At 67.0% G+C, this 24875-nt stretch carries 29 protein-coding genes; 17 read left to right on the top strand and 12 right to left on the bottom strand.

Translation table 11 applies throughout. The features are described from left to right. Window positions 1–8: 8 nt before the first annotated feature. From ABIB53_RS09295 to ABIB53_RS09285, 3 genes are all read left to right on the top strand, one after another. Window positions 9–296, top strand: coding sequence for a hypothetical protein (locus ABIB53_RS09295; protein WP_354587969.1), 288 nt, complete (start codon window positions 9–11; stop codon window positions 294–296). A gap of 157 nt (window positions 297–453) precedes the next feature. Continuing rightward, window positions 454–1170 carry a helix-turn-helix transcriptional regulator gene (locus ABIB53_RS09290; RefSeq protein WP_354587968.1) on the top strand — a complete coding sequence of 239 codons (717 nt, stop codon included), beginning with the start codon at window positions 454–456 and terminating at the stop codon, window positions 1168–1170. Between the two features lie 233 nt (window positions 1171–1403). Then, window positions 1404–1571 carry a CsbD family protein gene (locus ABIB53_RS09285; protein ID WP_354587967.1) on the top strand — a complete coding sequence of 56 codons (168 nt, stop codon included), beginning with the start codon at window positions 1404–1406 and terminating at the stop codon, window positions 1569–1571. Between the two features lie 17 nt (window positions 1572–1588). Here ABIB53_RS09285 and ABIB53_RS09280 read toward each other — a convergent pair whose 3' ends face one another. After that, on the bottom strand, window positions 1589–1723 hold the full coding sequence (locus ABIB53_RS09280) for a hypothetical protein (protein WP_354587966.1): 135 nt from the start codon (window positions 1721–1723) through the stop codon (window positions 1589–1591). Between the two features lie 676 nt (window positions 1724–2399). On the opposite strand from ABIB53_RS09280, the gene ABIB53_RS09275 reads away from it, so the two are divergent. The 4 genes from ABIB53_RS09275 (at window position 2400) to ABIB53_RS09260 (ending at window position 5567) form a co-directional block, all read left to right on the top strand. After that, window positions 2400–3194 carry a mechanosensitive ion channel family protein gene (locus tag ABIB53_RS09275; protein WP_354587965.1) on the top strand — a complete coding sequence of 265 codons (795 nt, stop codon included), beginning with the start codon at window positions 2400–2402 and terminating at the stop codon, window positions 3192–3194. A gap of 127 nt (window positions 3195–3321) precedes the next feature. Then, window positions 3322–4143: a DUF2382 domain-containing protein gene (locus ABIB53_RS09270; protein ID WP_354587964.1), complete on the top strand. Its 822-nt coding sequence runs from the start codon at window positions 3322–3324 to the stop codon at window positions 4141–4143. Window positions 4144–4235: 92 nt separating this feature from the next. Beyond that, on the top strand, window positions 4236–4937 hold the full coding sequence (locus ABIB53_RS09265) for a hypothetical protein (protein WP_354587963.1): 702 nt from the start codon (window positions 4236–4238) through the stop codon (window positions 4935–4937). A 480-nt stretch (window positions 4938–5417) separates the two neighbouring features. After that, complete coding sequence (locus tag ABIB53_RS09260; protein WP_354587962.1) at window positions 5418–5567, top strand: hypothetical protein; 150 nt, start codon at window positions 5418–5420, stop codon at window positions 5565–5567. Here the strand turns inward: ABIB53_RS09260 and ABIB53_RS09255 are convergent. Together ABIB53_RS09255 and ABIB53_RS09250 are read right to left on the bottom strand one after the other, a co-directional pair. After that, complete coding sequence (locus tag ABIB53_RS09255; RefSeq protein ID WP_251720802.1) at window positions 5564–5875, bottom strand: ArsR/SmtB family transcription factor; 312 nt, start codon at window positions 5873–5875, stop codon at window positions 5564–5566. The two genes, ABIB53_RS09260 and ABIB53_RS09255, sit on opposite strands and share 4 nt — an antisense overlap. 113 nt (window positions 5876–5988) lie before the next feature. Next, window positions 5989–6639, bottom strand: a complete 651-nt coding sequence (locus tag ABIB53_RS09250; protein ID WP_240312406.1) for a TetR/AcrR family transcriptional regulator — start codon at window positions 6637–6639, stop codon at window positions 5989–5991. Between the two features lie 185 nt (window positions 6640–6824). Here ABIB53_RS09250 and ABIB53_RS09245 point away from each other — a divergent pair, with 185 nt between their 5' ends. Further along, window positions 6825–7736 carry a MerR family transcriptional regulator gene (locus ABIB53_RS09245; RefSeq protein WP_285838458.1) on the top strand — a complete coding sequence of 304 codons (912 nt, stop codon included), beginning with the start codon at window positions 6825–6827 and terminating at the stop codon, window positions 7734–7736. Between the two features lie 615 nt (window positions 7737–8351). Here the strand turns inward: ABIB53_RS09245 and ABIB53_RS09240 are convergent. Continuing rightward, window positions 8352–9014: a GntR family transcriptional regulator gene (locus ABIB53_RS09240; RefSeq protein ID WP_354587961.1), complete on the bottom strand. Its 663-nt coding sequence runs from the start codon at window positions 9012–9014 to the stop codon at window positions 8352–8354. A gap of 197 nt (window positions 9015–9211) precedes the next feature. Between ABIB53_RS09240 and ABIB53_RS09235 the strand changes: the two genes are divergently transcribed. Together ABIB53_RS09235 and ABIB53_RS09230 are read left to right on the top strand one after the other, a co-directional pair. Continuing rightward, window positions 9212–10594: a purine-cytosine permease family protein gene (locus ABIB53_RS09235; protein WP_354587960.1), complete on the top strand. Its 1383-nt coding sequence runs from the start codon at window positions 9212–9214 to the stop codon at window positions 10592–10594. Between the two features lie 36 nt (window positions 10595–10630). After that, window positions 10631–11287, top strand: a complete 657-nt coding sequence (locus ABIB53_RS09230; RefSeq protein WP_354587959.1) for a flavin reductase family protein — start codon at window positions 10631–10633, stop codon at window positions 11285–11287. 256 nt (window positions 11288–11543) lie between these two features. Here ABIB53_RS09230 and ABIB53_RS09225 read toward each other — a convergent pair whose 3' ends face one another. Together ABIB53_RS09225 and ABIB53_RS09220 are read right to left on the bottom strand one after the other, a co-directional pair. Beyond that, window positions 11544–12530, bottom strand: a complete 987-nt coding sequence (locus ABIB53_RS09225; protein WP_354587958.1) for a glycosyltransferase — start codon at window positions 12528–12530, stop codon at window positions 11544–11546. A 640-nt stretch (window positions 12531–13170) separates the two neighbouring features. Beyond that, window positions 13171–13413 carry a hypothetical protein gene (locus ABIB53_RS09220; RefSeq protein WP_354587957.1) on the bottom strand — a complete coding sequence of 81 codons (243 nt, stop codon included), beginning with the start codon at window positions 13411–13413 and terminating at the stop codon, window positions 13171–13173. A gap of 172 nt (window positions 13414–13585) precedes the next feature. Here ABIB53_RS09220 and ABIB53_RS09215 point away from each other — a divergent pair, with 172 nt between their 5' ends. The 7 genes from ABIB53_RS09215 to ABIB53_RS09185 all read left to right on the top strand — a co-directional run bounded on the left by ABIB53_RS09215 (window position 13586) and on the right by ABIB53_RS09185 (window position 20717). Next, window positions 13586–14197 (top strand): hypothetical protein, encoded by a 612-nt coding sequence (locus ABIB53_RS09215; RefSeq protein WP_354587956.1) that lies wholly within the window; start codon window positions 13586–13588, stop codon window positions 14195–14197. Between the two features lie 147 nt (window positions 14198–14344). Then, a complete protein-coding gene (locus ABIB53_RS09210) occupies window positions 14345–14851 on the top strand; it encodes a hypothetical protein (protein WP_354587955.1) in 507 nt (168 codons plus the stop codon). A 340-nt stretch (window positions 14852–15191) separates the two neighbouring features. Beyond that, window positions 15192–15581: a hypothetical protein gene (locus ABIB53_RS09205; protein ID WP_354587954.1), complete on the top strand. Its 390-nt coding sequence runs from the start codon at window positions 15192–15194 to the stop codon at window positions 15579–15581. A gap of 76 nt (window positions 15582–15657) precedes the next feature. Next, entirely contained in the window at window positions 15658–16473 is an 816-nt protein-coding gene (locus ABIB53_RS09200) for a hypothetical protein (protein WP_354587953.1), read from the top strand. Window positions 16474–17125: 652 nt separating this feature from the next. Then, a complete protein-coding gene (locus tag ABIB53_RS09195; RefSeq protein WP_354587952.1) occupies window positions 17126–18202 on the top strand; it encodes a hypothetical protein in 1077 nt (358 codons plus the stop codon). Between the two features lie 506 nt (window positions 18203–18708). Continuing rightward, on the top strand, window positions 18709–19200 hold the full coding sequence (locus ABIB53_RS09190; protein ID WP_354587951.1) for a SigE family RNA polymerase sigma factor: 492 nt from the start codon (window positions 18709–18711) through the stop codon (window positions 19198–19200). Further along, window positions 19197–20717, top strand: a complete 1521-nt coding sequence (locus ABIB53_RS09185; RefSeq protein WP_354587950.1) for a WD40 repeat domain-containing protein — start codon at window positions 19197–19199, stop codon at window positions 20715–20717. The genes ABIB53_RS09190 and ABIB53_RS09185 overlap by 4 nt, the downstream gene beginning before the upstream one ends. A 104-nt stretch (window positions 20718–20821) precedes the next feature. Here ABIB53_RS09185 and ABIB53_RS09180 read toward each other — a convergent pair whose 3' ends face one another. The 6 genes from ABIB53_RS09180 to ABIB53_RS09155 all read right to left on the bottom strand — a co-directional run bounded on the left by ABIB53_RS09180 (window position 20822) and on the right by ABIB53_RS09155 (window position 24702). Then, a complete protein-coding gene (locus ABIB53_RS09180; RefSeq protein WP_354587949.1) occupies window positions 20822–21433 on the bottom strand; it encodes a hypothetical protein in 612 nt (203 codons plus the stop codon). Window positions 21434–21747: 314 nt separating this feature from the next. Continuing rightward, window positions 21748–22146 carry a hypothetical protein gene (locus ABIB53_RS09175; RefSeq protein WP_354587948.1) on the bottom strand — a complete coding sequence of 133 codons (399 nt, stop codon included), beginning with the start codon at window positions 22144–22146 and terminating at the stop codon, window positions 21748–21750. Window positions 22147–22288: 142 nt separating this feature from the next. Further along, window positions 22289–23068 carry a hypothetical protein gene (locus ABIB53_RS09170; RefSeq protein WP_354587947.1) on the bottom strand — a complete coding sequence of 260 codons (780 nt, stop codon included), beginning with the start codon at window positions 23066–23068 and terminating at the stop codon, window positions 22289–22291. Continuing rightward, the gene (locus ABIB53_RS09165) at window positions 23007–23576 is read right to left on the bottom strand and encodes a peptidase associated/transthyretin-like domain-containing protein (protein WP_354587946.1); all 570 of its coding nucleotides are present in this window, start codon (window positions 23574–23576) and stop codon (window positions 23007–23009) included. Before ABIB53_RS09165 ends, ABIB53_RS09170 begins: the two co-directional genes overlap by 62 nt. A gap of 169 nt (window positions 23577–23745) precedes the next feature. Continuing rightward, window positions 23746–24078 carry a hypothetical protein gene (locus ABIB53_RS09160; protein WP_354587945.1) on the bottom strand — a complete coding sequence of 111 codons (333 nt, stop codon included), beginning with the start codon at window positions 24076–24078 and terminating at the stop codon, window positions 23746–23748. 261 nt (window positions 24079–24339) lie between these two features. Beyond that, a complete protein-coding gene (locus ABIB53_RS09155) occupies window positions 24340–24702 on the bottom strand; it encodes an ArsR/SmtB family transcription factor (protein WP_354587944.1) in 363 nt (120 codons plus the stop codon). Window positions 24703–24875 lie beyond the last annotated feature (173 nt).

Below are 24875 nucleotides of genomic sequence, written 5' to 3'. Positions count from 1 at the left end.
GGACGATCATGACGAACCTTCCCGCAGGGCGTAGGAGCCTCGAGGCGACTGAGCAGCAATGGCAGGTAGTCCTCGAGGCCCTCATCCAGGTCTCCACAGCCTGGCGCGAGGTCTCGCCCGAGAGCCAAGGCCCGGTCAACGAGTTGCTCCAGGACGCCCGCAGCAACGTTGCCTACTGGCGCGCACGCAGCAAGGGTCTCGACGAGCGGGAAGCGTCATGCATGCTCCCTCAGGGCCCTCCGACTCCCCGCTACACCGACTACGACGGCATTCGCGAGGAGAATGCGAGCCGGTGAGGACCTCGAACAAGAGTCTGCTCGCTCGAGAACCCGTGGGTGTCTCTCAACGACGTAGCACGCACCTGCTCCCGCTATGCGCACCTGCTTGTCCCCCATGCGCCGAGCACCCATCCTCGCTACTGGTAGGTCCTTACCACGGGTCTACGGTCGGTGGATGGAACTCAACAAGCGGGTGGAGCGAGACACGCCACCCGTGCGGGTCGCGGTCCTCAACGACTACGAGGTCGTCGTCCGCGGTATCGCGGTGATGCTCGCCCCCTTTGCCGACCGGGTCGAGGTCGTCGAGCTCGACTCCGGCTTGCCGGTCTCTCAACCGGTTCATGTCGTCTTGTACGACACGTACGCGGCGGCCGCTGGCGATCACCGGGAGATTGACCGGCTCGCTCGAGACCCGATGGTGCAGCACACGGTGCTCTACACCTGGGCGATCACTGACAAGGTCATTCAGATCGCCGCTACCCGGCACGTGTCCGGGGTGCTGTCGAAGTCCCTCGGCGGCGCTGAGCTCGTCGAGGCGCTCGAGCGGATCTGGGCCGGCCAGAGCGTGATTTCACCGCCGGAAGTCGATGGTAAAGACACCCACGAGGGCGACTGGCCCGGCAAGGAGCACGGGCTCACACCGCGACAGTCGGAGATGATCGTGTTGATCGTGGCCGGGTTGAACAACAACGAGATCGCGCAGCGCTGCTACCTGAGCTTGAACTCGGTGAAGTCCTACATCAGAGCGGCCTACCGCACGATGGGCGTCGACTCCCGCTCCCAGGCCATCCTCTGGGGTGTCGAGCACGGCTTCCGCGCCAGCCCCCGGGCCCGCCTATTTCCCCACGGGGATGACCGCGAGGCGCCCCCAGTTCCACCAGACCCGCACTAGGCAGGAGCGCCCCCGCACCCTCGCCGGAGCAGAGGCCAGGACGGCGTGTCGGCCCCTGCCCCGGGGGGCGGACCGCCGTGGTCAGCCACAAGCACCATCGGCGGACCGGATCAGTCAACCCCGGGCCCCCGGGGTCAGGTCTCCACCCGAAGGGGCACTCTTCTGACGCGACCTCCCGCCGGGGCTTCGCTATGTTGAACGACAGGAGCACGATTGCTTTCGAGGAGACGTAGATGGGCATCGGCGACAACATCGAGAACGCGAAGGACCAGCTGGTCGGCAAGGCCAAGGAGGTCGCCGGAGAGTCCAAGGGCGACCCGGGCCTGGAGATCGAGGGCAAGGTCCAGCAGGACCCGGCCCTCCCCGCCCGGGGGCGCGCCGACGACGACAACGCCACGTGAGCCTCTGAGAGAGAGGATCACAGGTCGCGGCGAAGGGGGATGACCGGGGAGCGGTAGGCCTCGATGATCGCGATCTGCCGCAGCAACGGCGCCAGGTCGGGGTACTCGGCGCGCTGGGCTCGTTCGATCGGGTGACAGGTCGCGTACTCCACGCACAGGGTGTGCCCCGCTTCGGATCGGAGGCCGAGATGCTCGTCGCGTCCCCGTCCGTACCCGATGACAGGCCGGAGGGCCGCGAGGGCGGGTATTCCCACCACTCGTCCTCCCACGACTCGTAGAGACCTAGGTCCGATGCGTGCAACCACCCCCTGGCGCGCAGCGCCAGATCGACGTCGGTGAGGAACCGCTCGTAGGCGTCGTCCCGGCGCCGGTCAGCTTGCCGGCGAGAAGCGCGAGGTCGCTGGCCCTGGTCATCGCCTGGTGTGTCCACCATGACCGACGAGTCTCACAGAACCAGCGCGAGCTCGCAGCGCGAAAACATCGGCGGGGCGGCGCAGGCGGCGGCCAACGTGGAGAGGTCCACGCGTGCCGCCGGCCCCTTTGCCTGATTACTTCGTCAGTGCGTCGCGGACCGTGGCCAGCAGCGAGCGGGGTGAGGCGGGTGCGCGGGTGTCGCCGTAGGTCGTCGTATGCCCTTGCGAGCACGTCACCGTGTGCTTTGCGTGCTCGCCCAGGGCGTCGAACCGCCGGTCGGTGACCACTGAGATCTGCGCGCATCCGCACTGCGGACATTGCGTGGGCAGCGAATGTTCGTTCACGCTTACGACTCTGGCACACTACCCAGCGGACCGTAAATTTACGGTGTAAGCCAAGCGAGAGGTGCTCCTCGTGGAGAACGCGTTGAACCAGCTGTGGGTCGCCCTGGCCCTGTACGTGCCCAAGATCGTCATGTTCCTGCTCATCCTGGTCATCGGGTGGATCGTGGCCAAGGTCATCGGCAAGGCCGTCGACAAGATCCTCGAGCGGGTCGGCTTCGACCGCGCCGTCGAGCGTGGCGGGGTCAAGCGGGCCCTGGCGAAGTCTCAGTACGACGCCTCCTCGATCGTGGGCAAGCTCGTCTACTACACCCTGATCCTGTTCGTGCTCCAGCTCGCCTTCGGCGTGTTCGGGCCCAACCCGATCAGCGACCTGCTCACCCGGGTCATCGCCTTCCTGCCCAGCATCGTCGTGGCCATCGTCATCGTCGTTCTGGCCGCGGCCATCGCCACCGCCGTGCGCGAGCTCATCGCCAACACCCTCGGCGGGCTGTCCTACGGCAAGATCCTGGCCAACATCGCTGCCGCGTTCATCCTGGGCCTGGGCATCATCGCTGCCCTGAACCAGGTCGGCATCGCCACCACCGTCACCCTGCCGGTCCTGATCACCGTCCTGGCCACCATCGGCGGCATCCTCGTCGTCGGCGTCGGCGGCGGTCTGATCAAGCCCATGCAGGCCCGCTGGGAGAGCTACCTCGGGACGATGGAGAGCGAGACCCAGAACATCAAGGCCGAGGCCGCCAAGGCCCCCTCGGTCAAGGAGCAGGCCCAGCAGGCCAAGGACAAGGCCCAGGCCGCCGAGGCGCGCACCCGCCCCACCGGTGGCGCTCAAGCCGCCGACGTCCCCTTCGACCGCAACCAGGGCTGAGGCCCGCCGCGCCCGCCCCGGGCCAAACGGATACACCCCGAAGAGGGGTCCCTGCGGCCCGGCCGGGCCCGGCAACCTCAGGCTATGTTTACGAAGTAAGCCCCATCGATCGAAAGTGGAGGAATCAATGATTTCTACCGAGCAGATCAGCACCCTCATGGCTGGCGGCACCGTTATCGACGCGGCCGGCGAGAAGGTCGGCAAGGTCGGCCAGGTCTACCTCGACGACCAGAGCGGCCAGCCCGAGTGGGTGACCGCGAACACCGGTCTCTTCGGCACCAGCGAGTCCTTCATCCCGCTGCGCGGCGCCACCGTGCGCGGCGAAGACGAGGTCGCGGTCGCCTTCGACAAGTCCGTCATCAAGGATGCCCCCCGCGTCGACGCCGACGGTCACCTCGACGCCGACGACGAGGCCGAGCTCTACCGCTACTACGGGATCGAGAGCGCCGGCACAGATCAGGACCGGCAAGACCTCGCAGGACAGGGCCAGGACCTGCGTGGCGAAGGCCGGGATGTGCACAGCGAGGGGCAGGACACCTCCGGCCCTAACACCGATGACGCGATGACCCGCTCGGAGGAGCGCCTGAACGTGGGCACCGAGAAGGTCGCCACCGGGCGTGCCCGGCTGCGCAAGTACGTCGTCACCGAGAACGTCACCACCACCGTCCCGGTCCAGCGCGAGGAGGTCCGCCTCGAGCGCGAGCCCATCACCGACGCCAACCGCGACCAGGCTCTGTCCGGCGGCGACCTCACCGAGGAGGAGCACGAGGTGACCCTCACCGAGGAGCGCGTCGTGGTCAACAAGGAGACCGTCCCGGTCGAGCGCGTCAAGCTCGGCACCGAGACCGTCACCGACGAGCAGCAGGTCAGCGAAGAGGTGCGCAAGGAGCAGATCGAGGCCGATCTGCCCGACGAGGCCACCCGGCGCGAGAACACCGAGCGCGGCTGATCCCCACCGGCAGTCCCCCATGGCCCCGGTAGGTCATGGGGGACTGCTGCGTCTGCACCCCCAACCACACGCACACGAATCAGGAGCTGCACATGAGCACCAGCATGGGCGAAGAGAACCACCGCCGAGACCAAGACCGTGCTCGCCGCGCTGACGCCGACGGGCTGACCCGCCGCCACACCGACCGCGACACCCACGACACCGGGCGCACCTCGCCGAGCAAGGACAGCCGCCCCACCCACCACGACTCCCTGCGCACGCAGCAGAAGGAGCGGTTCGGCGGCATGAAGTTCGGTGCCGCGTTCTTCGGGTGGCTGACTGCCGTCGGCCTGACGGTCCTGCTGGCGGCCCTGGTCGCCGGCACCGGCAGCGCGATCGGGTTCAGCACCGACACCACCGTGCAGGACGCCGCGAACAACGCCAAGGACGTCGGCATCGCCGGCGCCGTAGCCCTGCTTGTCATCTTGCTCATCGCCTACTTCGCCGGCGGCTACGTCGCCGGCCGCATGGCCCGCTTCGACGGCGCCAAGCAGGGCATCGCGGTGTGGCTGTGGGCTGTGCTCGTCGCGATCGTTATCGCCGTCCTCGGCCTGATCGCCGGCGACCGCTTCGACGTCCTGTCCCAGCTCGACGCACTGCCCAGCATCCCCGTCAGCACCGACGACGCGACGACCACCGGGATCATTGCCCTGGTCACCGTCGCCGCGGTCACCCTCATCGGCGCCATCCTCGGAGGCATCACCGGCATGCGGTACCACCGCAAGATCGACAACGCCGACTACACCCTGGACTAACCCCGCGACCTGCGCTTATATAGGCGCCTCCCCCCGATGGCAGGCGGGTCTGGTAGCACCTCGTGATGCACCAGACCCGCCTGCTGTCGTCTGCAACCCGGCGCGGTGCTGCGGCGGCGACCCTCTACGCCCCTTTCACCTCTACGCCGGGAGAACGTAAGGAGAAAGTAGAGGCCGGGAGTAGTGTTGGCGCAACGGCCGCACAGCTAGCCCGCCTCAGACCGCAGCAGTGGTCGAGGGCGCCCGGGGGGCGGGGTTGAGGGCGACGAGGCAAAGAGGGAAGAGCCGGGAATCGACGGGGCGTGAGGTGCGGGGCGGGGCCTCGCACTGACCGGCGTCCCTACCCGGCTCTGCTCTCGCCGCTCTCAACTTCGGCCGGTGCCGCTGCCCAGGTACACCCCGAGGAGGGGTGACGACGGGCTCTCGCACGCGCTTTGATAGCGCATGAGCAGATGGCCTGCACTCCTGACCACTATCGGGGTGCTCCTCGTCGCCGCCGGGCTGACCGTCGTCATGGTCGAGATGCCCTCACCGCAGATCGACACCGCCGGTGGGCTCCTGGCGATCATCGGGTTGGGCTTGACGTTCGCTGGCGCGGTTCGCTGGACGCGCAGCTGGAGCGACCTCTAGCCGCGCTCGTCATCCTCTCGCGCTGCTGCTGCGGCGGGCGCCCACACCCTGTCGAGGTAGGCGCGCAGGTCGATGATCCCCTCGCGGTCCAGCGCGTAGATGCGGCGCGTCCCGTCGGCGAGGTCCGTGACCAGCCCCGCCTGCTTGAGGATCCGCAGGTGCTGCGAGACCCCGGGCCGCTTGATCGGCAGCTGAGCGGCGAGCATCCCCACCGGTTGGGGACCACCAGAGGCGAGCAGCTCGACCATCGCCCGACGGTTGGCGTCGCCCAGCGCCTCGAGCTGCAGCTGAGCGCGGTCTGTGTGCACGATCGGGAATCTAGCAGCCAGTCTTACGATGTAAGCAGGTTGGTGGTCCCTGGCTGACCGGGATCTCATCGACCGCCCAACTTGCTCTGCTCGGCGGCGGCCGGGTGAGGGTGCTACTGGGAGATGTGCAGCTCGATTCGCTCGATGAGCGCCTCGAGCCCGATCTCGAACTCGGCCTTGGAGTGGTCCTCGCTCAGCGCCGCTCGCAACCGCTCGACGGTGGGGAAGTCCTCGAGATCGAGCTCGGCGTCGTCCTCGGGGATGCGGGCCTCGCCCTCGTCGAGGGCCAGCTCGACCGGGGAGGTCTGCGCGCCGTGCACGACCGACTCCAGCAGCAGGTGCCCCAAGAGGAAGCCACTGAAGGACCGGTAGACGTGAACAGCCCCATCTTCGGTGAACCCGTGGCCGATGAGCGTGCTGAGGAAGTTCTCGACCAGGCTCAGGCTGCGCAGCGGGGGGCGCAGCCACGGCGCGGCGGGGTGACGGGTGGCCACCAGCGGGAAGGCGTGAGGGTGGGTTACCGCAACGGCTCGCACCTGATGGGCGAAGGTCTGCAGGTAGCCCTGCCAGGTCTCGGAGAGCTCGGAGTCAAGGTCTTCTTCCAGGCCTCGCAGCATCTGGGCGACGACGGCCTCGAGGAGGTCCTCACGGCCGGACACGTGCCGGTACAGCGACATTGCCTCGACGCCCAGGGCGCTGCCCAAGGACCGCATCGTCAGCTTCTGAGCACCTTGCGCGTCGATGTAGGCCAGGGCCGAACGCACGATGAGATCTCTACTCAGCCGTGCCCTGCCTGGCGTCTCTGACTGGGAGCCCATCGGCACCTTCCCTGTGGAGCGTTCCGTCACTTGAAACTGACCTTAGACGGCGATCGTACGTGTCTTGCTCGGCGCCCCGAGCGACACCGCTCGACAAGCCAAACTTACGTCGTAAGTCTACGATTAGGGGTATGAGAGGTATCCGAATCGGTGAGCTGGCCCGTCGAACCGGTCTGTCGGTGGACGTGCTGCGGGCGTGGGAGCGGCGCTTTGGTCTTTTTCAACCGCAGCGCACCTCCTCCGGGTATCGCCTGTACTCCGAGCGCGACGAACGAATCGCCCACGACGTCATCGCGCTGAAAGCTCAAGGGGTGCCCTTGGCCAAAGCCGTCGCTCTAGCCCGCGACGCGCCTATCCACACCCCCACCGCCCAGGTGCTGATCGCGCGGGTCGACGACGCGGTGCGAAGCCTGGATCCCGAAACTGCCAGGAGGGCCGTCGCGGCCGCGACCCAGACACTCGGGGTCGAGGCAGCAATGGTCGCCGTCTACCTGCCCTACCTCCGTCTCCTGGGACAGCAGTGGCAGGACGGGACCGTCACCGTCGCTCACGAGCACTTCATCAGCCACATCATCCGCAAGCACATCGGGAGCCTGGCGCAGGACCTCCACCCGGGGGGCCGCCGCACAGCCGTCATGGCCTGCCCCCCGGGCGAACGCCACGACATCGCCCTGCTGATGATCTCTACGCTCCTCACGCGACGGGGATGGACGGTGCGATACCTCGGGGGAGACACCCCTCTGGACGCGGTCGCCTCCGCGGCGGTGCGCGCCCGTGCCGACCTCGTCGTCCTCGGTGCCACCCGACCCGAGGCGCTTGCTGCCGCTGCGGACACGGCGGCCCGGCTCGTCGAGGTGACCCAGGTAGCCATCGGCGGCCCCGGCGCCTCACAGGCCATCGCAGATGAGATCGGCGCAACGCTCCTTGTAGCCAACCCCGTTCACTCAGCCTTACGCCTCGACGAGCTCATCCCCAAATCCGCAGACCGCTTCAAAGCACGACGCCAACCCCACGACCGGTCACTCATCAGCACAAGAACATAAGACCCGCCGGCGCTGCGTCCTGAGGGCGTGGTCTCAGCCGTAGCCCCGCGCAGGGAGGCGCCCGTCGCCCCTCTGCGCCCGCCGTGCCGGACGAGATCAGGGCGAGGAACAAGCGCAGATGGCCGATCACGGGTGGTTCGCAGAGTTCAAATCGTCACCCAGGCAGCCATCACGACCCTCGCAGTCGCCGGGGCTTGCGCCGTGACGGGCCTAGCCGTGGGCGCGATGCTGCTCCGTCTGACCGGGACTCGAGTGAACCCCCCATCGACACTCCCGTTGGCACTGCTCGGCTCGCTCACCGTCGCGAGGCATAGGGACTAGCGCACCTTTGATTCGTCCACGAATCACCCCACCTCAAAGTCGCAATAGACCCTCGTTAACGCACGATGCCGCACCCCATCGGTGGGGTCGGACGGCAGAACGCCCCGCGGGTGTCCACGCCCCGCCGCAGACGTAGCGTGCTTGGTCTGGCTCGTGTCTGCCCCGGCCGCGCTGGAACCATCCCGATCCCCATCGAGCGGCCGTTGGCCAGCCGCGGCCCTGAAGACTGAGCCCTCGACTGCCAAGCGGGTGAGAGCACCGCACGGCGATACCAGCAGGCCCGCAGACCTGCGCTCAGGGGAGCGGGGGCACGGTGTGACTGCGCAGCGTGGCGTAGGAGAACTCGACGAGGTAGTCGTTGAGGGCATGCGAGGCGGCCTCAGCGGACTGCGTATCGCGGTCAAGGACCGCGTGAAGGATCGAGGTGTGGTGATCGCCGCCGGCCTTCACCTCAGCCCTCTCGTCGACGACATGGGCGTACCAGAAGCGTCGGGACAGCCCTTGTAGGGGCGCGAGGGCGTCTGCGAGGTACTCGTTATGCGCGCTGCGGGCGAGGAGATCGTGCGTGCTCTTGATGGTCTCGGCGTACTCGCGCAAGCCGAGCCCGCCCACCTCGAGCTGGCGCACGACTCCCCGCATCTCCTCGCGATCCGCTGCTGTCGCGCGCTGGCAGGCCAGGCATACCGCCAGGGCCTCGAGCACTCGGCGCAGCTCGAGCATGCGCAGCTGGGCCTCTACTGAGGTCGGGGGTATGAGGACGCCCTTGTTGGGGTGGATCTCGACCATCCCGTTGCGCGCGAGCCGCTGCAACGCCTCGCGTACAGGCGTACGTCCGAGTCCGGTGAGCTCCATGAGCTGGGCTTCTGACATGAGCGAGCCGGGCTCGACGTCCTGGAAGACGATCATCTGCTCAAGCCGGTGGTAGGCCTGCACAGCCTTGCCCTGATGTGGCGTCACGTGTGCCTCCTCGAGGCCGATCCTAGGGCGAGGTGACGCAGTGGCCGTCGCCACCTGAGATCGTCACGCCGAACCTCTTGATATGCAACCAATATATTGGTTGCATATCAGCACTGCCACCGGAGGCACGCCCACGACGGATGTCGTCGTCTGGCAACCGGTGGTTGCCGTCGTCACCCAAGACCGAGGGGGCCATCATGGCCGGCACGTCCACGATCGAGCAGCGTTCCATCGACTTCATCCCGCCCGAGGAACGCCATGGGGGGCCACGCAGCCTGCTCTTCGTGTGGTTCGCGGCGAACACCTCAATCACGGCCGTGGTCACCGGCGCGCTGTTCGTGGTGCTTGGAAACTCAGCGCTGTGGTCGCTCCCCGCGATCGTCATCGGCAATGCGCTGGGTGGCTTCTTCACCTCCCTGCACTCAGCCCAGGGGCCACGCCTCGGGGTCCCGCAGATGATCCAGAGCAGGGCCCAGTTCGGGTACTTCGGGGCCACTTTGCCGCTGGTGCTCGCCCTGATGATCTACATCGGCTTCTACGCCACGGGCCTGGTGCTCGGCGGTCAAGCTACCTCGAGCCTGCTGCATGTCCCCGCCACCCTCGGAGCCGTGGTCTTCGCCCTGATGTCGACCGTGCTCGCCCTCTTCGGGTATCGCCACATCCACCGCTTCTCCCACCTGGCCGCAGTGCTCAGCCTCGTCGTCTTCATCGGTCTCTTCGCACGGGTGCTGACCGCCCCCTCCGCCTCCGAGCTCATGCAGGACGGCTCGTTCGCGGCTGCACCCTTCATCCTGGGGATCTCCCTGGCGGCCTCCTGGCAGCTGACCTTCGGGCCCTACATCGCCGACTACTCGAGGTACCTCCCCGCTGAGACGCCCCGCTCCCAGACCTTCGGCTGGACCTTCGCGGGCAGCGTGGTCGGGGGGTCCATCGCGATGACCCTCGGCGCACTCGCCGCAGCACTGGGCGGCGAGGAGTTCAGCTCGGCACCCGTGGCCTACCTGGCCGACCTCGGTGGAGTCCTCGCCCCCGTCGTTCTGGTCGCCGTGATCTGCGGCAAGCTCACCGGCAACACCCTCAGCTCCTATGGCGGGTACATGTCGGTAGCCACCATCGTCACCAGCCTGACCGGGCACTCAGTGATCCGACCCCGACACCGGGCCATCTACATCAGCGTCATCTCAGTCATCTCCTTGGGGATCGCGCTGGCCGCGACCGACAACTTCATCGCCACCTTCACCGACTTCCTGCTCTTCCTGCTCTACTTCATGACGCCCTGGTCGGCCATCAACCTCGTCGACTACTACTGGGTGCGCCGAGAGCGCTACGACGTCGGCCAGCTCTTCGCCCGCGACGGCATCTACGGGCGCTACAACACAGGCGCCTTCGTCGCCTACATCCTGGGAGTGGTCGTCCAGATCCCCTTCATGAACTCCAGCCTCTACGTCGGCCCCATCGCCAGCTGGATGGGTGGTGCAGAAGTGGCTTGGGTCCTCGGCATCCTCGTCTCCGGTGGCATCTACCTCGCCCTGTCCCGTCGAGCAGGGATCGGCGCGCCCGACCCCGTTCTGACTCGCTGAACTCGCCCCCACCCCCATGACCCGGAGGTCACCATCATGAAGTACGACCCGAGCACGCAGAAGAGCCCGCTGCCCTTCTCCCCGTTCAAGAGCTGCACCGTCCCCCGACCCATCGGATGGTTGTCCTCGGTCAGCCCCGAGGGGCAAGAGAACCTCGCCCCATACAGCCAGTGGCAGAACCTCACCTTCGACCCGCCCATGGTGATGTTCTCCGCGAACCAGTACCCCGACGGACGCCGCAAGGACACCGTTCTCAACGCCGAGCGGACCGGGTGGTTCGTGTGGAACATGGCCACCTACGACCTACGCGAGGCCGTGAACATCAGCGCGATGGCTCTACCGCCCCATGAGAACGAGTTCGAACGAGCTGGGCTGACTCCGAGCTACGCCGATCTGCACCCGGTGCCGATGGTCGCCGAGAGCCCCGTGCACTTCGAGTGCCGCTACCTTTCGACCCACCGCATGCGCGGTGACTCCGACGTCGGGACCATCGACATCGTCTTCGCAAAGGTCGAACGGATCCACATCGACGAGGACGTCCTGACCAGCGACGGCAAACTCGACATCCCGAAGATCAAACCGATCGCACGCATGGGCTACTACGACTACACCGTCGTCACAGACACCTTCGAGATGCGCATCCCGCAAGCCTCCGAGGGCGAAGCCGACGGCCTGGCAGGGCAACCCGCTTGAGACTCGGCCTGAGGGCAATCGCAGACCAGACAATCCTTGCCTCGTCGACAGGTTGCTTCGTCCAGCAGTCGCCACCGGCATGAGCGTCATACCCAGCTAAGCAACCGGCCATCCCAGTTGATCATCCTCACCGCACACCAGGCGCCAGATCTGCGCCCAGTTAAGCCCCCGTCGGCAGAGCATGGTGCGACGAGGTGGGCGTAGGCGGGCCTGCGGTACTCCCCTCCTCGCGGGCCCGTCTACCCCGTTGACGTCGCTACGGCCTCTGGCGGCGGGGTGCCGAGGTCACGAGTGATTCCTCGGGGCGTTCGGCGTGGGCGAGCACAGTGGGGAAGAGCCGGGCAAGGTCTTCGTCGAGGTGCTCGAGGTGGTAGGCGTCGGTGGGGTTCTGCACCGGGTCTGCGGCGAGGTCGCGGTCCTGCTGGTCGTGGAGCAGGCGCAGGTAGGCGACCTCGCGGGAGTCGACGGCCACGGGCATCTCGCGGTGGGCGCGCACGTGGCTGACGAGCGGGGGGAAGGTCGGGCTGCCGGAGCGGTCGACCGTGCCGACGAAGGTCTGCCCCATCGAGGCCATCGTGCGGTTGGTCAGCCCGAAGCGGTGGAGCCGCCCGTCCTCGTATTCGGCCGTCAGGCCCTTGCCGAAGGAGACCGACCACCCGTCGTGGGCGGCCGTCACCAGCGGGACCAGCCGGTCGAGGAAGGTCGTGGCGAGCAGGTCGTCGTCGTCGACGCGCAGCCAGGCCACCGGGCCGGGCCCGGCGTCGCGGGCGCGCAGGTCCTCGCGGATCGCCCCGACCCGGTCCTGCCAGCGGTGCGAGGGCACGGGCAGCAGCACGGGGTAGGTCGCCGCGGCGTCGAGCAGGGCGTCGCGCCACCGCGCCGGCATCTCGGCGCTGTACTGCACGACGTGGCGGTACCCGTAGGCGTCGTGGAAGCCCTGGTAGATCGGCGTCGCCCACTCGAGGAAGACCTGCTGGCGCGGGCCCATCCGCTCGGCCGACCACAGCCGCTCCCGGTAGGCCTGCTCGTCCTCGCCCGTCGAGGACAGCTGCCACTCCAGGCTGCCGGGGACGAAGACGCTGTAGCGCGTCGCACCGTAGACCGGGGGCACCCGGTCCGCCCTGACCGCTGACTCGGCCCGATCCAGCGCTGCCTCGAGCTCGACGATCCGCGCGGCCCGCTGCCTCGACCGTGCGGCGTGGTACTGCGCCTTCTTGCGCATCGCGGCATACCGCTCATCCATGCTGTCTCCCCTGCTACGTCCGAGCACCCCACCCGGACCGAACCGCGACCGTACCCAGCAAGAGCCGGCTGACCTGCGCGAACGACCGACCGAGTGCTTCTGTTACCGATTGGTTGCCTACTGGGACGGCACGAGGTGCGCGCCGGTTCCACGGCCGGGGACACCCGTCGTCGACGCGTCGCGAGGCGCCGTCCTCAGCCCTTCGAGGCGTGGGTACCTAGCCCCCCTGCGGGAGCGACTCGCCGTCGCACCGACCCCGAAGAGTGGACAACGTGTTGCCGGTCTCGGAGACGACCAACTTGTGTTCGCTCATGACCTTCGGACTGTGGATCTCGGTGCTGCCGCTGCTCGTCGTCGCGGCAGCCTGCGTGTCCCTCCTCGTAGCCACGCCCCGCTAACGCATCGGGACGCCCAGCAAGATCGCCACCGCAGTCCCTGGGTCGCCCACTCCGAACGCAAGCCTGATGACGCGTCGACCAAGGGTCGTCGTCGGCGCGAATAGCGGGGGGCGATTTCCCGAGGATCCTGCTGCGCTGCACGCTCCTCCCTCCGCCCGAGCACGCCGACCGGCAGGTGATTCGCGACGAATCGCTCTCAGTCGCAGTCGCACTTGACCATGATCAACTGGGATGGCCGTTGCTCAGCTGGGTATGACGCTCATGCCGGTGGCGTTGGCAAGGAGCATCAGGGCGACACCAAAGACGAAACTGCCCACGATCATGGTGAAGAAGCCGACGAAACCTCCATCGCGACGCTCCTTGGTCCGCGGAGCAAGGTGCTCAAGGCGCGCGTAGGCCAGCCAGCCCAGGCCAGCGGGTAGGCCCACGATGAGCCAGAACCAGTACCAGCGGTTGCCATAACCGGGGCGAGTCGACAACAGCACGCCCAAGGAGATGATTGACGCTCGTCGCATCCGCCGCCACTGCGCTGACGCTGGGAGCTGCCGCCGCACCGTCGGCTAACACCAGCTGTGTAGGACCCTCGGTCTCCGTCTCGCAGGAGGCGGCACCGTCGCAACCCTCTCGAGCAGAAGCGCACGCTGTTAGGTTTCGGGCATGAAAGCACTTCGAAAGTTCAGTGGGGTCCTGATCTCGACAGTGCTGCTCGCAGCTACGGGGGTGATGGCCGCGCCAACAGTCTCTGCGAACTTCAACGAGCAAGGTTGCGCCTACGGTGACGCCAAGCCGTGTCCCGCGAACAGCAGACACCACATCTTCTACTACGGCGACAGCATGTCTAGCTCCGCCACCTACTGGACCAATGCGACGCGGTCCGACAGCTACAACAACGTGCCAGGGTGGACGACCGCGCGGACGGAGTACCACGGCAGCTCCGACGTCCACATGATGCTTAGCGGCAACGGCGACGGGATACCGGGGAATCTCAGCGGTCATTACAGCTGCTCCGAAATCGGCTCGGGCCGAGTGTGCGACCACGGACATGTTCGGATCCGGAGCTCTGCCTTCGACGCCTTGGACGGATCGGAACGCCAGTCCCTCTTGTGTCACGAGATCGGGCACTCGGTGGGGTTGACCCATCCTGCGGACGACGGCCAAGTCGACAACCCCAGCGAGTTCCACTGCATGACCAACAGTTCCGCTGTTTACCCGCCGTTCCTGGGAACGCACAACACAGGCCACATGCAGGACGAGAGTTACTACAACTAAGTAAGAAGGCCAATCATGATCAAGGCGTCAAAGTTTGCGGCTCCCTGCGTTCTAGCTCTCGCCGTGCTTGGCGGATGCTCTTCCACCGCGTCAGAGTCGGCGGCACCCTCGTCGTCGACCCGCTCTACTGAGGCGACCGACCCTGGCGTGCGTGCCTACCACGGCAGGGTCATCGACAACGTGACTTCGGTCGACGATGCGAGCGAACACATCACCATCCTCGGAACAGTCCAAAGTGAGTCACACGGGTCACCTTCGGGCGAGATTGATTCGTTCATGACGGTTCGGTCGATCGTCGTGTCGGTCGATGAGGTTCTGAATGGGTCACTCGCCGACAGCTCCGTCACGGTTGAGAACGGGGTGTACGAGTGGCGCAACTCCGGCGATACCGACACCGCGAACGCCGAGCGGTACACCGAACCAGGACAGCCGTGGCTCAAGCCGGGCGAATCAGCAGTCCTGGTGCTCAAAAAAGTCTCCGCGAGCACCGGTAACCAGCAAGCCGAGTTCCATAGCTTTGGAGAGGCCGGGACTTACCGGGTGACGGATGGCAAGCTCGCTGCCACACCTCGTACCCCTGACCTCCTCTCCGCGCCTGGGCTCCCTCACGAACTCGTAGGTGACACCCCGGAGCAGGTAGAAGCAAAACTCTAGATGTACTCAACAGAGACGTTGGTGAGGGTCCGGGTCTTGTAATGAGAACCTTGTCGACCCGTCGCCCGCTTTCCTAGGCCCCTGCGGGTGCGGATTCACGAGGGCCACTGGAGGGTGGGCAGCGTGTTGCCGTGTCTCAGAGCCGGCGGGCTTGCCTGTGCTCACGACCTTCGGACCGTGGGTCTCGCTGCTGCCTCTGCATGTCGTCGCGGCGGTCTGCGTGTCGCTTGAGTAGGACCCTCAGATTAAGTGTGCGGTGACGATCGTTAGTGAACAGCACTCATACCCCTGCTAGCGCGGTCGCTGACGCCGGAGGCGCACCACCCGGCACAATCTCTAAATGGCACCTAGGGACCGTCTGAACGGGATGCAGGCTGATGAATTGGATGGTGCGGTTGGAGAGCTGGTGCGCGACGGGCGCGTGGCCGGCTGGGTGGCCGTTGGAGCCGAGGCCGCGCGCAGCTCGTCCTTCACCAGCAGCTCCGGGTATTGGATCCTCACCACGTGGGCAGATGGGACGGTGGAGATCGAGGAGGACTACGACCCCTATGTCCTGATCGCTGAGCTGCTCGCTGGAACCGTGGTCTACGAGGATGACGGCGGGGCGTACGACGTGCGCTGGGTCGCCCACCACAGACGATCAGCCCTGTGGGAGCGCCACGGTATCCACGAGCCAGCAGGTCACTACCTGGCTCTGGCGGCCACGCAGGACCGACGACGGGGACCGTAAGTCCCCCGATCCCCATCGGGTGGGCGCTCGAACCGACCATCGCTGAGCCTGCTGGTACCCGCCTAGGGTTGCGGGCATGGCACGCCTTCGAACAGTCGATCTGTGGGACGTCGCTTCGCGGGAGGGGCCTGCCTCATCGCTCGACCAGTCGATGGGGTTGGTGCACGAGCACTACTCCGCCTCATTATCGGAGTCCGGCCTCGTCGGGCCCAGCTCGCGCATCGACGTCAGCCTCCACTGGACCGACAAAGCCGACCGTCAGATCACGGCCCTGGCCTACTGCGACAATCCAGACGGCTCAGAACTCATCACCGCCGTCCTGCCCCGCTTCGTGGCCGGCCTGTCGGATCACGAGCAGGCTCTGCTTCTCTGCGATGTGGTTGATGCGGGGACGAAGCGGCTCGCCGAGGCCAGGCAGTGGGATCTCGGCACTGTCGACGCCTTGATCCGCTCGGCCCGCCTCGCCGTAGCTGGCCCATCAGCGCCAGCGTCCTCAGGATTCGACGTCACTGCGGCCGGACGAGGGGTGAGCGCACCCGAGCAGCCACACGAGATGGTGTTCATCGGCGGCGGGCCGACCAACGGGGTACCGGGTGACTACCTCCCCGAGGTCGAGCGGCTGCTCGAGTACGTCACGAGCAGCGACGAGTGGTTCCAGTGGTGGGCGAGGTCCCCGGTGAAGATCGCTGAGATCGTCATCTGGTTCGACGCCGAACGCGTAGGCCCACGAGTGCGCGTCGGGCGCAAAGTGTCGGCAGACGTCTGGCGGCCCGTGAAATCGATGCGCGGCACCGACCCCGTCGCACTGGCTCGAGAGGACGTGAGCGCTCTAACCCGCCGACTAGCAGAGCGCCTCGAGCTAGGCGCCCCGCCCTCCTTGCCCCAGGACTAATCCTCACCAACCGCCCAGAGCATGGACAGCGCGGTGGACGCGGTCCGGGGGCGGGGCCTGGATCAAAGCCTGCTGCACCGATACCACCCACCGCGCCAACCGGTGACGCCAGCAGTTCTGGTCGCCAGCGCCCTCCTGCTTACGGCTCTGATGCTGGGGATCACGGCCATCTCTTCGCACGCCCGGACTGCTTCTTTGAGGAGACAGTTCGGCCGAATGATTGCCATCGGGGCCGATCAACGGGTGGTTCGCAGAGTTCAAATCGTCACCCAGGCAGCCATCACGACCCTCGCGGTCGCCGGGGCTTGCACCGTGACAGGCCTAACTGTGGGCGCGATGCTGCTCCGTCTGACCGGGACTCAGGTGAATCCCCCATGGGCTCTCCTATGTGCTCTCATCGGCTCGCTCGTCGTCGCCCAGATACTCGCGGCGCTAGTCGCGCTCCGCGCGCTCAGACCCGAGCTCGCACGCGAGGCATAGGGCTAGCACGCTGCTGATTCGTCACCAATCACCCCACCCTCGCAGCCGCAATAGAGCTGCTGACCTGCGCCTGAGATCTAGTCGTGACCCGTCTGAACGTCGGACTGGATCCCGGGGATCGCGACGAGCCCTAGGTTGGTGTCGACACCCCCCATTTCACTTCGGAGACTTCATGCCCTCTCGCGCCCGCGCCACCGCCGCCCTCCTCGTCTTCGCCGGCGTGAGCTTCGGGACGCCGCTGGCCGCAGCTCACGCCGTAGAGCCGGTGGTCGTCACCCCGGGGGTGCCGGTGGTCTCCGACGCTGAGTGCGGTGTTGGTCAGGACACGATCACCATCCCTGAGACCGAGGGCGTGACCTACTCGCTGTCCTTCGACGACGTGACAGCGATCCTGCCGCAGGGCGTAGAGATCCCAGGCGCCCTTGCGCTGTTCGGTGACGGCTCGGAGTTCGCGTTCCAGTACGGCATCAAGCAGGCCGAGATGACTCTCGACATCACCGCCGACGAGGGATATGTCCTTGACGATCAGGCTGCGGACACCGTCGATGTCGTCGTCGACACCACCGCGTGCGCCTCGGTGGACTCCTCACCCCTGCAGGTCAGCAGCACCACGTGCGAGCAGCTGACCGTCACCAACCCCGCAAACAACCCCGAGGCCTACCTCCTGGTCGAGGACACCACCAGCTACGAGCCCTACGGCAGCATCGTCCCGGCAGGTGCAACGGCCACCGTGGACGTCCCCGCAGGCACCTACCACTGGGAAGGGTTCACCTCCGACATCGTCGGCGAGTTCTCCACCAAGGCCGACGCACGAAGCGGCGACACGAGCGCAGCTCGACGCTCCGCCGCCCGGGCCCTGGCCGACGACCCCACCACCGCTGTCCCCGACCAGCTGCCCAGCCTTCGCGGCGCTCAGAAGGCACCGGCCGACGAGGTCTTCGAGCTCACCGAAGCCGACCTCGACGCCCTGCGCGAAACCGGGCTGGACTTCGACGAGATCACCACCGGCGCCTTCGAGCTTGGCGCCGGCCGGATCGTGGTCGCGAGCTGCGACGACGAGTCACCGACGCCGGGATCACCTGCAGCCCCGGTCGCCGACCCCACCGACGTTGACGACGCACCGCAGGTCCCCGCCGTCGTGCAGACCGACGGCGGATCACCCGGCCACGGCCCCATCGGTGCGGCGGTGCTCGCCGGCATATCCGCCCTCGCGGCAGCCGCTCTAACCCGCCGGGCAGCCCGACGCTGACCACGCCGCGCCTCGAGGGACCAGGTGCACCTACTGCGACGCCATCCCGTCGTCTCGACGATCGCTGGGCTCGTGATCACTGCCCTCGTCGTCTTCGCTGCCGTCTACTCCCGAGAGTCCCACCAATTTCTTCAGCGATGCCAAGACGCCGGCCCGCCGCCGGGAACGGACCCCTCTCAGGTGGTCGTGACCTATGAGCCGGACCCTCTGCGTAACTCCCTAACCTGCACGTGGCAGGGCCTGCCTGGGTCGCCGACAGCAGATCAACGATCCGAGCGGTCCTTACCCATCCTCGACTTCACGCAGGACCGGTGACCGTCCCCGGGATCCTGCTCCAAAGTGCGTGCGGTGACGATCGTCACTGAGCGGGGCTGGGGCCACCGACGTGAACCGTTCGAGTAGATGCACCCGTTGAGGCACTGCACTGCGTCAGGGTGGGTGACAGGGCGTTAACGACATGAGGGGCAGCAGCAGTGAAGGTGAGGGCTTTCGGTGGTGACGACGAGGTGTTCGCCGTCTTCGAGGCCTTCGTGCAACAGCGCTCGACGGAGCTCCTGCGAACCGCGCGCCTGCTCACCGCGAACCACTCAGATGCCGAAGATCTCCTGCAGGACGCTCTTGCCGGGCTGGCTAGGCACTGGGAAGCGGTGTCGCGCGACGGTCACCCCGAGGCGTACGTCCGCCGCGCCCTGCACAACGGAGCCATCGACGGGTGGCGGCGACGCCGAACGCGACCACACGTCGTCGCCGAACCGAGCGAACACACCCCATCAGCCGGTGACCGCTTCGCCGATGTTGACTCCCGTCTCGCGCTGCGCGAGGCACTGACCCAGCTGCCACCGCGGCAGCGTGCGGTGATCGTCCTGCGCTACTACGAGCAGCTCACCGAGGCCGAGACCGCGGAGGTGCTCGGCTGCTCGATCAACACCGTGAAGTCCCAGACCCGCCACGCGATGACCCGCCTGCGCGGGCTCTCGCTCGAGGAGGTCCTTCGATGAGCCCAACCCTGCACCAGGCCCTCACCGACCTGGCCGAAGAGACCACCCGCGACGACGTCCCTATACGCCTGGCCGCGTCCGCGTGGGCCGACGGGCGAGCAGACTTGAAGCGGGGTGCTCGTGCACAACTCGTCGGCCTGTGCGCGGCCGCGGCCGCCGTGCTGCTCATCGCGCTGGTCCTGGTGCCCGCGGTCGTCCCCCGTGGCGTCGATGCGGCCGACGGCGCCGCGCTCGGGTACCCGCAACGGGTGCGCTTCGACGCCGACCCAGACCCGCTGCCAGCCAAGGGGGTGCGGGTGTCCGCGCTGATCGGCAGCTACGACCAGGACGCCGCCCTCGGATCGGTCGACGCCTCACGGTGGCAGGCTGTCACGCCAGATGGACGGGTATGGCGACTCGACCCGACTGCCGCGCCTGATCCGGGCGGCGGCAGGGTCATGACGGGCACGCCGACCGCGCCGGCGGTCTCTGCCGATGGTCGGATGCTCGCCGTGCCGGTCCAGGTCAGCCTCTCGTCGGACAAGGGCTCGAACGCGCGGGTGGAAGACCTGCTGCGCACCGAGATCCACGTGCACGACCTGGAGTCCGGCAGGCATCACGTCCTCACCCGCAAGTGCACCGACAGGGGTCCTAGCTGCTCTGTCGTCGGGCTGGCGTGGAGCCCGGACGGCAGCGCACTGGCCGTGATGATCGACGGCGAAGGGCAAGCACCGCTCCTGCAGGTCATCGCACCGGACGGGACCGTTATCGCGTCGACGCGAGGACGGGCCGGGGGGACCCTCGGCCGTGGCTTCTACGCGTGGGACAACCACCTCCTGGGGTGGACGAGCAGCTCTACCGTTCTGATCGCGGACGTGCGGACCAAACCGTTGCCAGTGACCGCACAAGGCTTCGACGCGGCGACCTGGACACTCGACATCGCAGACGGCGACGTCCGCGAGCTCGCGTTGCAACGCCTGCCAGTCGCGCTGGCGACATCAGCGGACGAGGGTCGGCGTCTGGAAACGGGAGCGTTGAGCCTCGTAGGGGGCTCGTTCCTTGCGCTCGACTCCGCCACCTCCACGCAAGTGGTGTGGTCCAGATCCGACCTCGAGCGAAACCAGTTCTTCAACAACAAGAAGCTGGACTGGAGCGCAAGTCCCGGCGAGCCTGAAGGTCCGAGCATCTCCACGGTCCGTGTCCTCGACGGCCCACGAGGCGGTATCGGGGTGGTCCTCGCAGGCAACGGGACCAGCATCACCGCCGCGACGGACGGGCCCGGTCAGCCCTTCCGCACCCGCACCGTCTACGATCCCGCCCTGGACATTCGGGACCTCGTCGTCGCCACCAACAGCCTCGACCACCGCGCCAGCGCGTCCATGTTCGGCACGTCGACCGCGTGGTGGGCGTGGCACCCGTGGTGGGCCACCGCACTTGCTGGCACCGCGGCGTTGGCGCTGCTCACTCTCGCTACGGTCCTGAACCGTCGCCGCATGGCGGCCCGTCGCACCGCTCCCCGCGCATCGTCATCAGCCTGACTGTCCGTGCCCCGTGCCCCGTGCCCCGAGCCCTGACCGCAGCCGCCTTCGGTATCCGCCGCTCCGGCAGGCGGGGGGCGTCGAGCCCGGTCCAGTGACGATCGTCAGTGGGCAGGGCTCGACGCACCTTGTCTACGGGAGCGGCCGATGCCGAGGGCGGCTGCGATCAGCGCGATGGCGCCTGCACCACCGAGCAGGAGGACCGGCCCGTAGTCCTTGCTCCTGGAAGGAGAGTCGGTCTGGACGACAGCTGGCCGAGCGACCTCGGTGGATGCTGAGGGTGCGGCGGCGGTCGAGGTCTGCCCCTCTCGGATTGTCAGGGTGACCGGGTCGGTGTCGTAGCCCTCGGCGAGGGTTGCGTAGATCTCAACCGGTCCGGTGACGTCGACAGGCAGAGTGACGCGCTGGGTGAAGGCATAGTCGGCGTCGGCGTCGACCGTGGCGAGGGTGGATCGGGTGCCGTCGGCGCTCAGGACGAGATTGATGTCGGCCGCGGGATCGCCAAGGACTGGTTCGGGGGTGGCGTCCTCGTCACCGTTGCCGGTGTCGTTGCAGTCGGTGCCGAAGGCGGCGCCGGCGATCGTGATCCGGTCCCCCGGCTTCGCGCTTGTTGGTGAGACCGTGATCGATGGCGCAGCGCAGTCGGCGTGAGCCGTCGGTGCGACGACAACCCCCAGCGCGAGGACAGCCGCGGCAGATGCGGCGGGGGCGGGCATTCGGTTCATGGTGCTCAGACGTTAGCGCCGCACGGGTGGTTCCGTCCCCGATCCTTGAGATGGGTGCAACTCGGTCCTAGTCGAAGTGGAAATCAGACGTCACTGAGCAGGTTTTGGCGGACTTTCGAACCATCACTGAGCAGGCGCCGCCGCGCCTCCTGGATGCGTTCGAAAACCATGGCAAGTCGGTCCAGCTGGGTATCACTCGGTGGGGAAGAACGGGGCTGTGCGCCCGTCGAGGTGGCTCTCCAGGTCTAGATCCCCGGTGCCCTCGAGGGGGTGCGACCTGAAGTCGAGCAGTCGGCTCCTGCGATTCAGCACTTGGCTGCAAATTTCACCGACACGGTCGATGTTCGACGGAATTGGGAGCCCTCGTAGCGGTAGTGCACCTGCATTGCCTTGAACGAGGCGCCGGGCCGGGCTGTGAGGTGCAGGACGAGGTTTTGGCTCGCCTGTTGACCGCTGCTGACCGTCGCGTCGGCCGCTGGGGTCAAGTCCCCGGACTTGACCTCGTCGGTCAGGTCCCATCCCTTCACGACGCCGATGAGCAGGGTTCCTTTGCCGTTGGCGTTCTTCTCGATCGGTGCGACGAAGCTGTCGACGATGCTCACATCTGCGGGATCGACAAGAGAGACCTGCTCGATCTGCAGTGGTGCGTCTCCCGAGTTCGTCAGGCTCTCAAACCCGTAGGTGTACTCACCCTCCTTCGTCATGGGTAGGCAGAGCTCGGCGGAGTCGCCGCCGAGCTCTGCCGGTCCACCCTCCGAGGCGCCCGGCCCTCCCGGCTGGTCGCCCCCGCCCTCGGGTGAGCACCCTGAGAGCAGCAGCGCCGCGCCGAGCAGCGCCCCTGTTGCTTTACTTCGTCGCACGGGCCACCAGCAGCCCGGGCTTACCGCCCGGGTCGTCCTTGGTTCCGCACAGCAGCCCCGACTTCGACCAGAACTGGAAGCCGATGGTGACCTCGCCGGAGTAGCCGGCCTGCGCGCTGACGTCGACGCCGATGAGGTCGCTGGTCTTGGCACCGATGGAGTTGGTCCAGGCCCTTGACGTGGTCTTCTTGTACGTCAGGCCCTTCGCCAGTGGCACGCAGTTCCACGCCGCTGGGGTCTTCGCGCCCTTCCAATAGGTTCCCCCGCCTGCGAACTTGTAGGCCTCGCTGAGGTACTTGTGGCTCCAGTTGGGCAGTCCGGACGTGCCGCAGCTGAGCTTGTAGAGGCCGAACCGGTAGGAGGTGTAGTCGTGCTCGTTGACGCTCGACCTGTCGAAGTCGGCGACGTCGTCGGTGGCCTTGACCTTCTTGGTGCCGCCGGAGGCGCTGAATGTTCCCTTCGCCCCGGATGCGGAGACGCCGATGCCGATCTCGGACTGTGCTGACTCCTTGAAGCTGAGCCAGTGAGACACCCCGTCGGTGTAGTCGTAGTGACCGCCCACGAAGACCTTGCGCGCTCCGAGGTCCTTCTGGAACGACTTGAAGCACCCCGAGGGGACCGGCCCGTAGTCCAGTGAGGACTTCTGGGCTAGCGACTCCGCGGCGGTGGCGTCTGCGTCGTCCTCGAAGGAGTCATCCGCTGCGTCATCGACGGAGGCGGTGGACATGGTGCTCTCGGAGCGGGCCGCGACCAGGTTCTTCGCCACCGGTTCCTTCGCCGATGGCGCTGAAGACGTCGCAGTGACCGTACCGGGCGGGGCCAGACGCAGATCGACCCCCGTTCGTCGTGTTCCGGTATGCCGTGCCCGTCGAGGAGACCTGCTGCGGGGCGGCCGCGAATGATCGTTGAACGAAATCACCACCATCCCCGTAGGCGATCACCGTCATGTTCACCGTGGCGTCGGAGTCCTCGTAGGGGTTGAGGTCAGCCTCCGAGCGCAGGGAGACCGAGTAGCGGCCCACGCCGTCAGTTGTCACTCCCGCCAGGGAGGTCATCGGTACCGGTGTGCTGGTCACCCCGTCGCTCACGAGAGACTGCTGGTTGGGGTCATCGGCGAAGAGCTGCACCTTGGTGTTCGCTGCTCGCGTGCCATCCGCGCGGAACACGATCCCGCTGACGATCACCGGGTACTGCGTGGCGGCGGCGGCGCTGCCGACGCCAGGTGCTATCAGCAGCGCACTTACTGCAGCAATCGCAATCGAGCTTCGTCGCATGTTCAGCCAATCTGTGAGAGCGGCACACCGTGGTGGCGTCACAGTAGGGGGCCGCGAGGCTCAAACGTGCGGGTTTCGGAATTATTGCGGGTGGGCCTTTCTAGCCGTACCGAGGGCTCCGCCAGATCGTGTGCAGTGACGATAGCGAGCGGTCCCTACTCGAGAGTGTTTACGACAAGGTCGTGGGATCGAGGTCATGCAGGGAGAGCCACGAGTAGTACCCCGGCACCTGCTCGCCCGTGGACCATGCGTACGGTCCCTCAGGACCATCCGTCGCCAGACTCGCAATGCGTGCCCGTACCTCTTCGGCGAGCAGGGTGAGTGCGTCGTCGGACAAGCCAGGTCGGTATGCGAGTCCGTATGAGTAGCCGCCCGGCTTTGCTTCGGCAACGATGTACGCCGCCGAGTTCTCTGACGGCCCCTCTGTGACGATCCAGGGGGACTCCTCGACTCCAAAGCCGGCCTCGGCGAGCGGGACCAGCTGCTTCGGTATCTCGGTCATACGCAGGGAACCTACCGACTGTCCGCTGAGGTCGTGTGCGGTGACGATCGTCGAGTGGGACACAGCAGGGGAACTTCAGCCTGCTCAGTGACGATGGTTTTCGGACGGCGACACGCCACGCACGTGGGTCGGCTCAGTGTCTGGTTCGAAAGTCGGCGTGAGACGGCTCGGTGAGGTGGTGTCGATCTTTTCGAGCAGGGCCCCAACCGCGATGGCGAAGGGGTGGTGCGAGGACCCGTCGCAGGGGTTCGTCTTCGCCGCTCAGACCTCGAGGGCTCGACGAGCTAGGGCGAGGCGCTCGGGTACGAGGGTGAACCACGCCCACTGACCACGACGCTCGCGGGTGAGCAGACCGGCCTCGACGAGGATCTTGAGGTGGTGGCTGACAGTGGGTTGGGAGATGCCCAAGGGCTCGGGCAGATCGCATGCACACGTCTGCTGCGCCGGTGAGCACCGCACGATCCCCAGGATCTGCAGTCGTACCGGGTCGGCTACCGCCTTCAGCAAGCGGGCGACGAGCTCGGCGTCCTCCCGGGTGATCGGCGCGCTGCCCTCGGCGGCGCAGCACCGCTCGACGGCCTGGGCCAGCGGGGCGCGTCCGTCGGGGGCGGGGGCGATCGTCATACCCCCATATTGACATACGTCAATACTGCCTGTCAGTGTTTCTGCATCGACACCCGTCGATATCACTTCAGATCGTGTGAGGACCCGCCATGAGCCGTGTGCAGCTCGCCCTCGACGTCGTCGACCTCGAGGCGTCCGTCGCCTTCTACTCCACCCTCTTCGGCGTCGAGCCC

Origin of the sequence: Janibacter sp. UYMM211 (assembly GCF_040547045.1) — a bacterium.
GTDB lineage: Bacteria > Actinomycetota > Actinomycetes > Actinomycetales > Dermatophilaceae > Marihabitans > Marihabitans melonis.
Note: the sequence above shows the minus strand (reverse complement) of the source record. Positions and strands in the feature narration are given on the sequence as shown.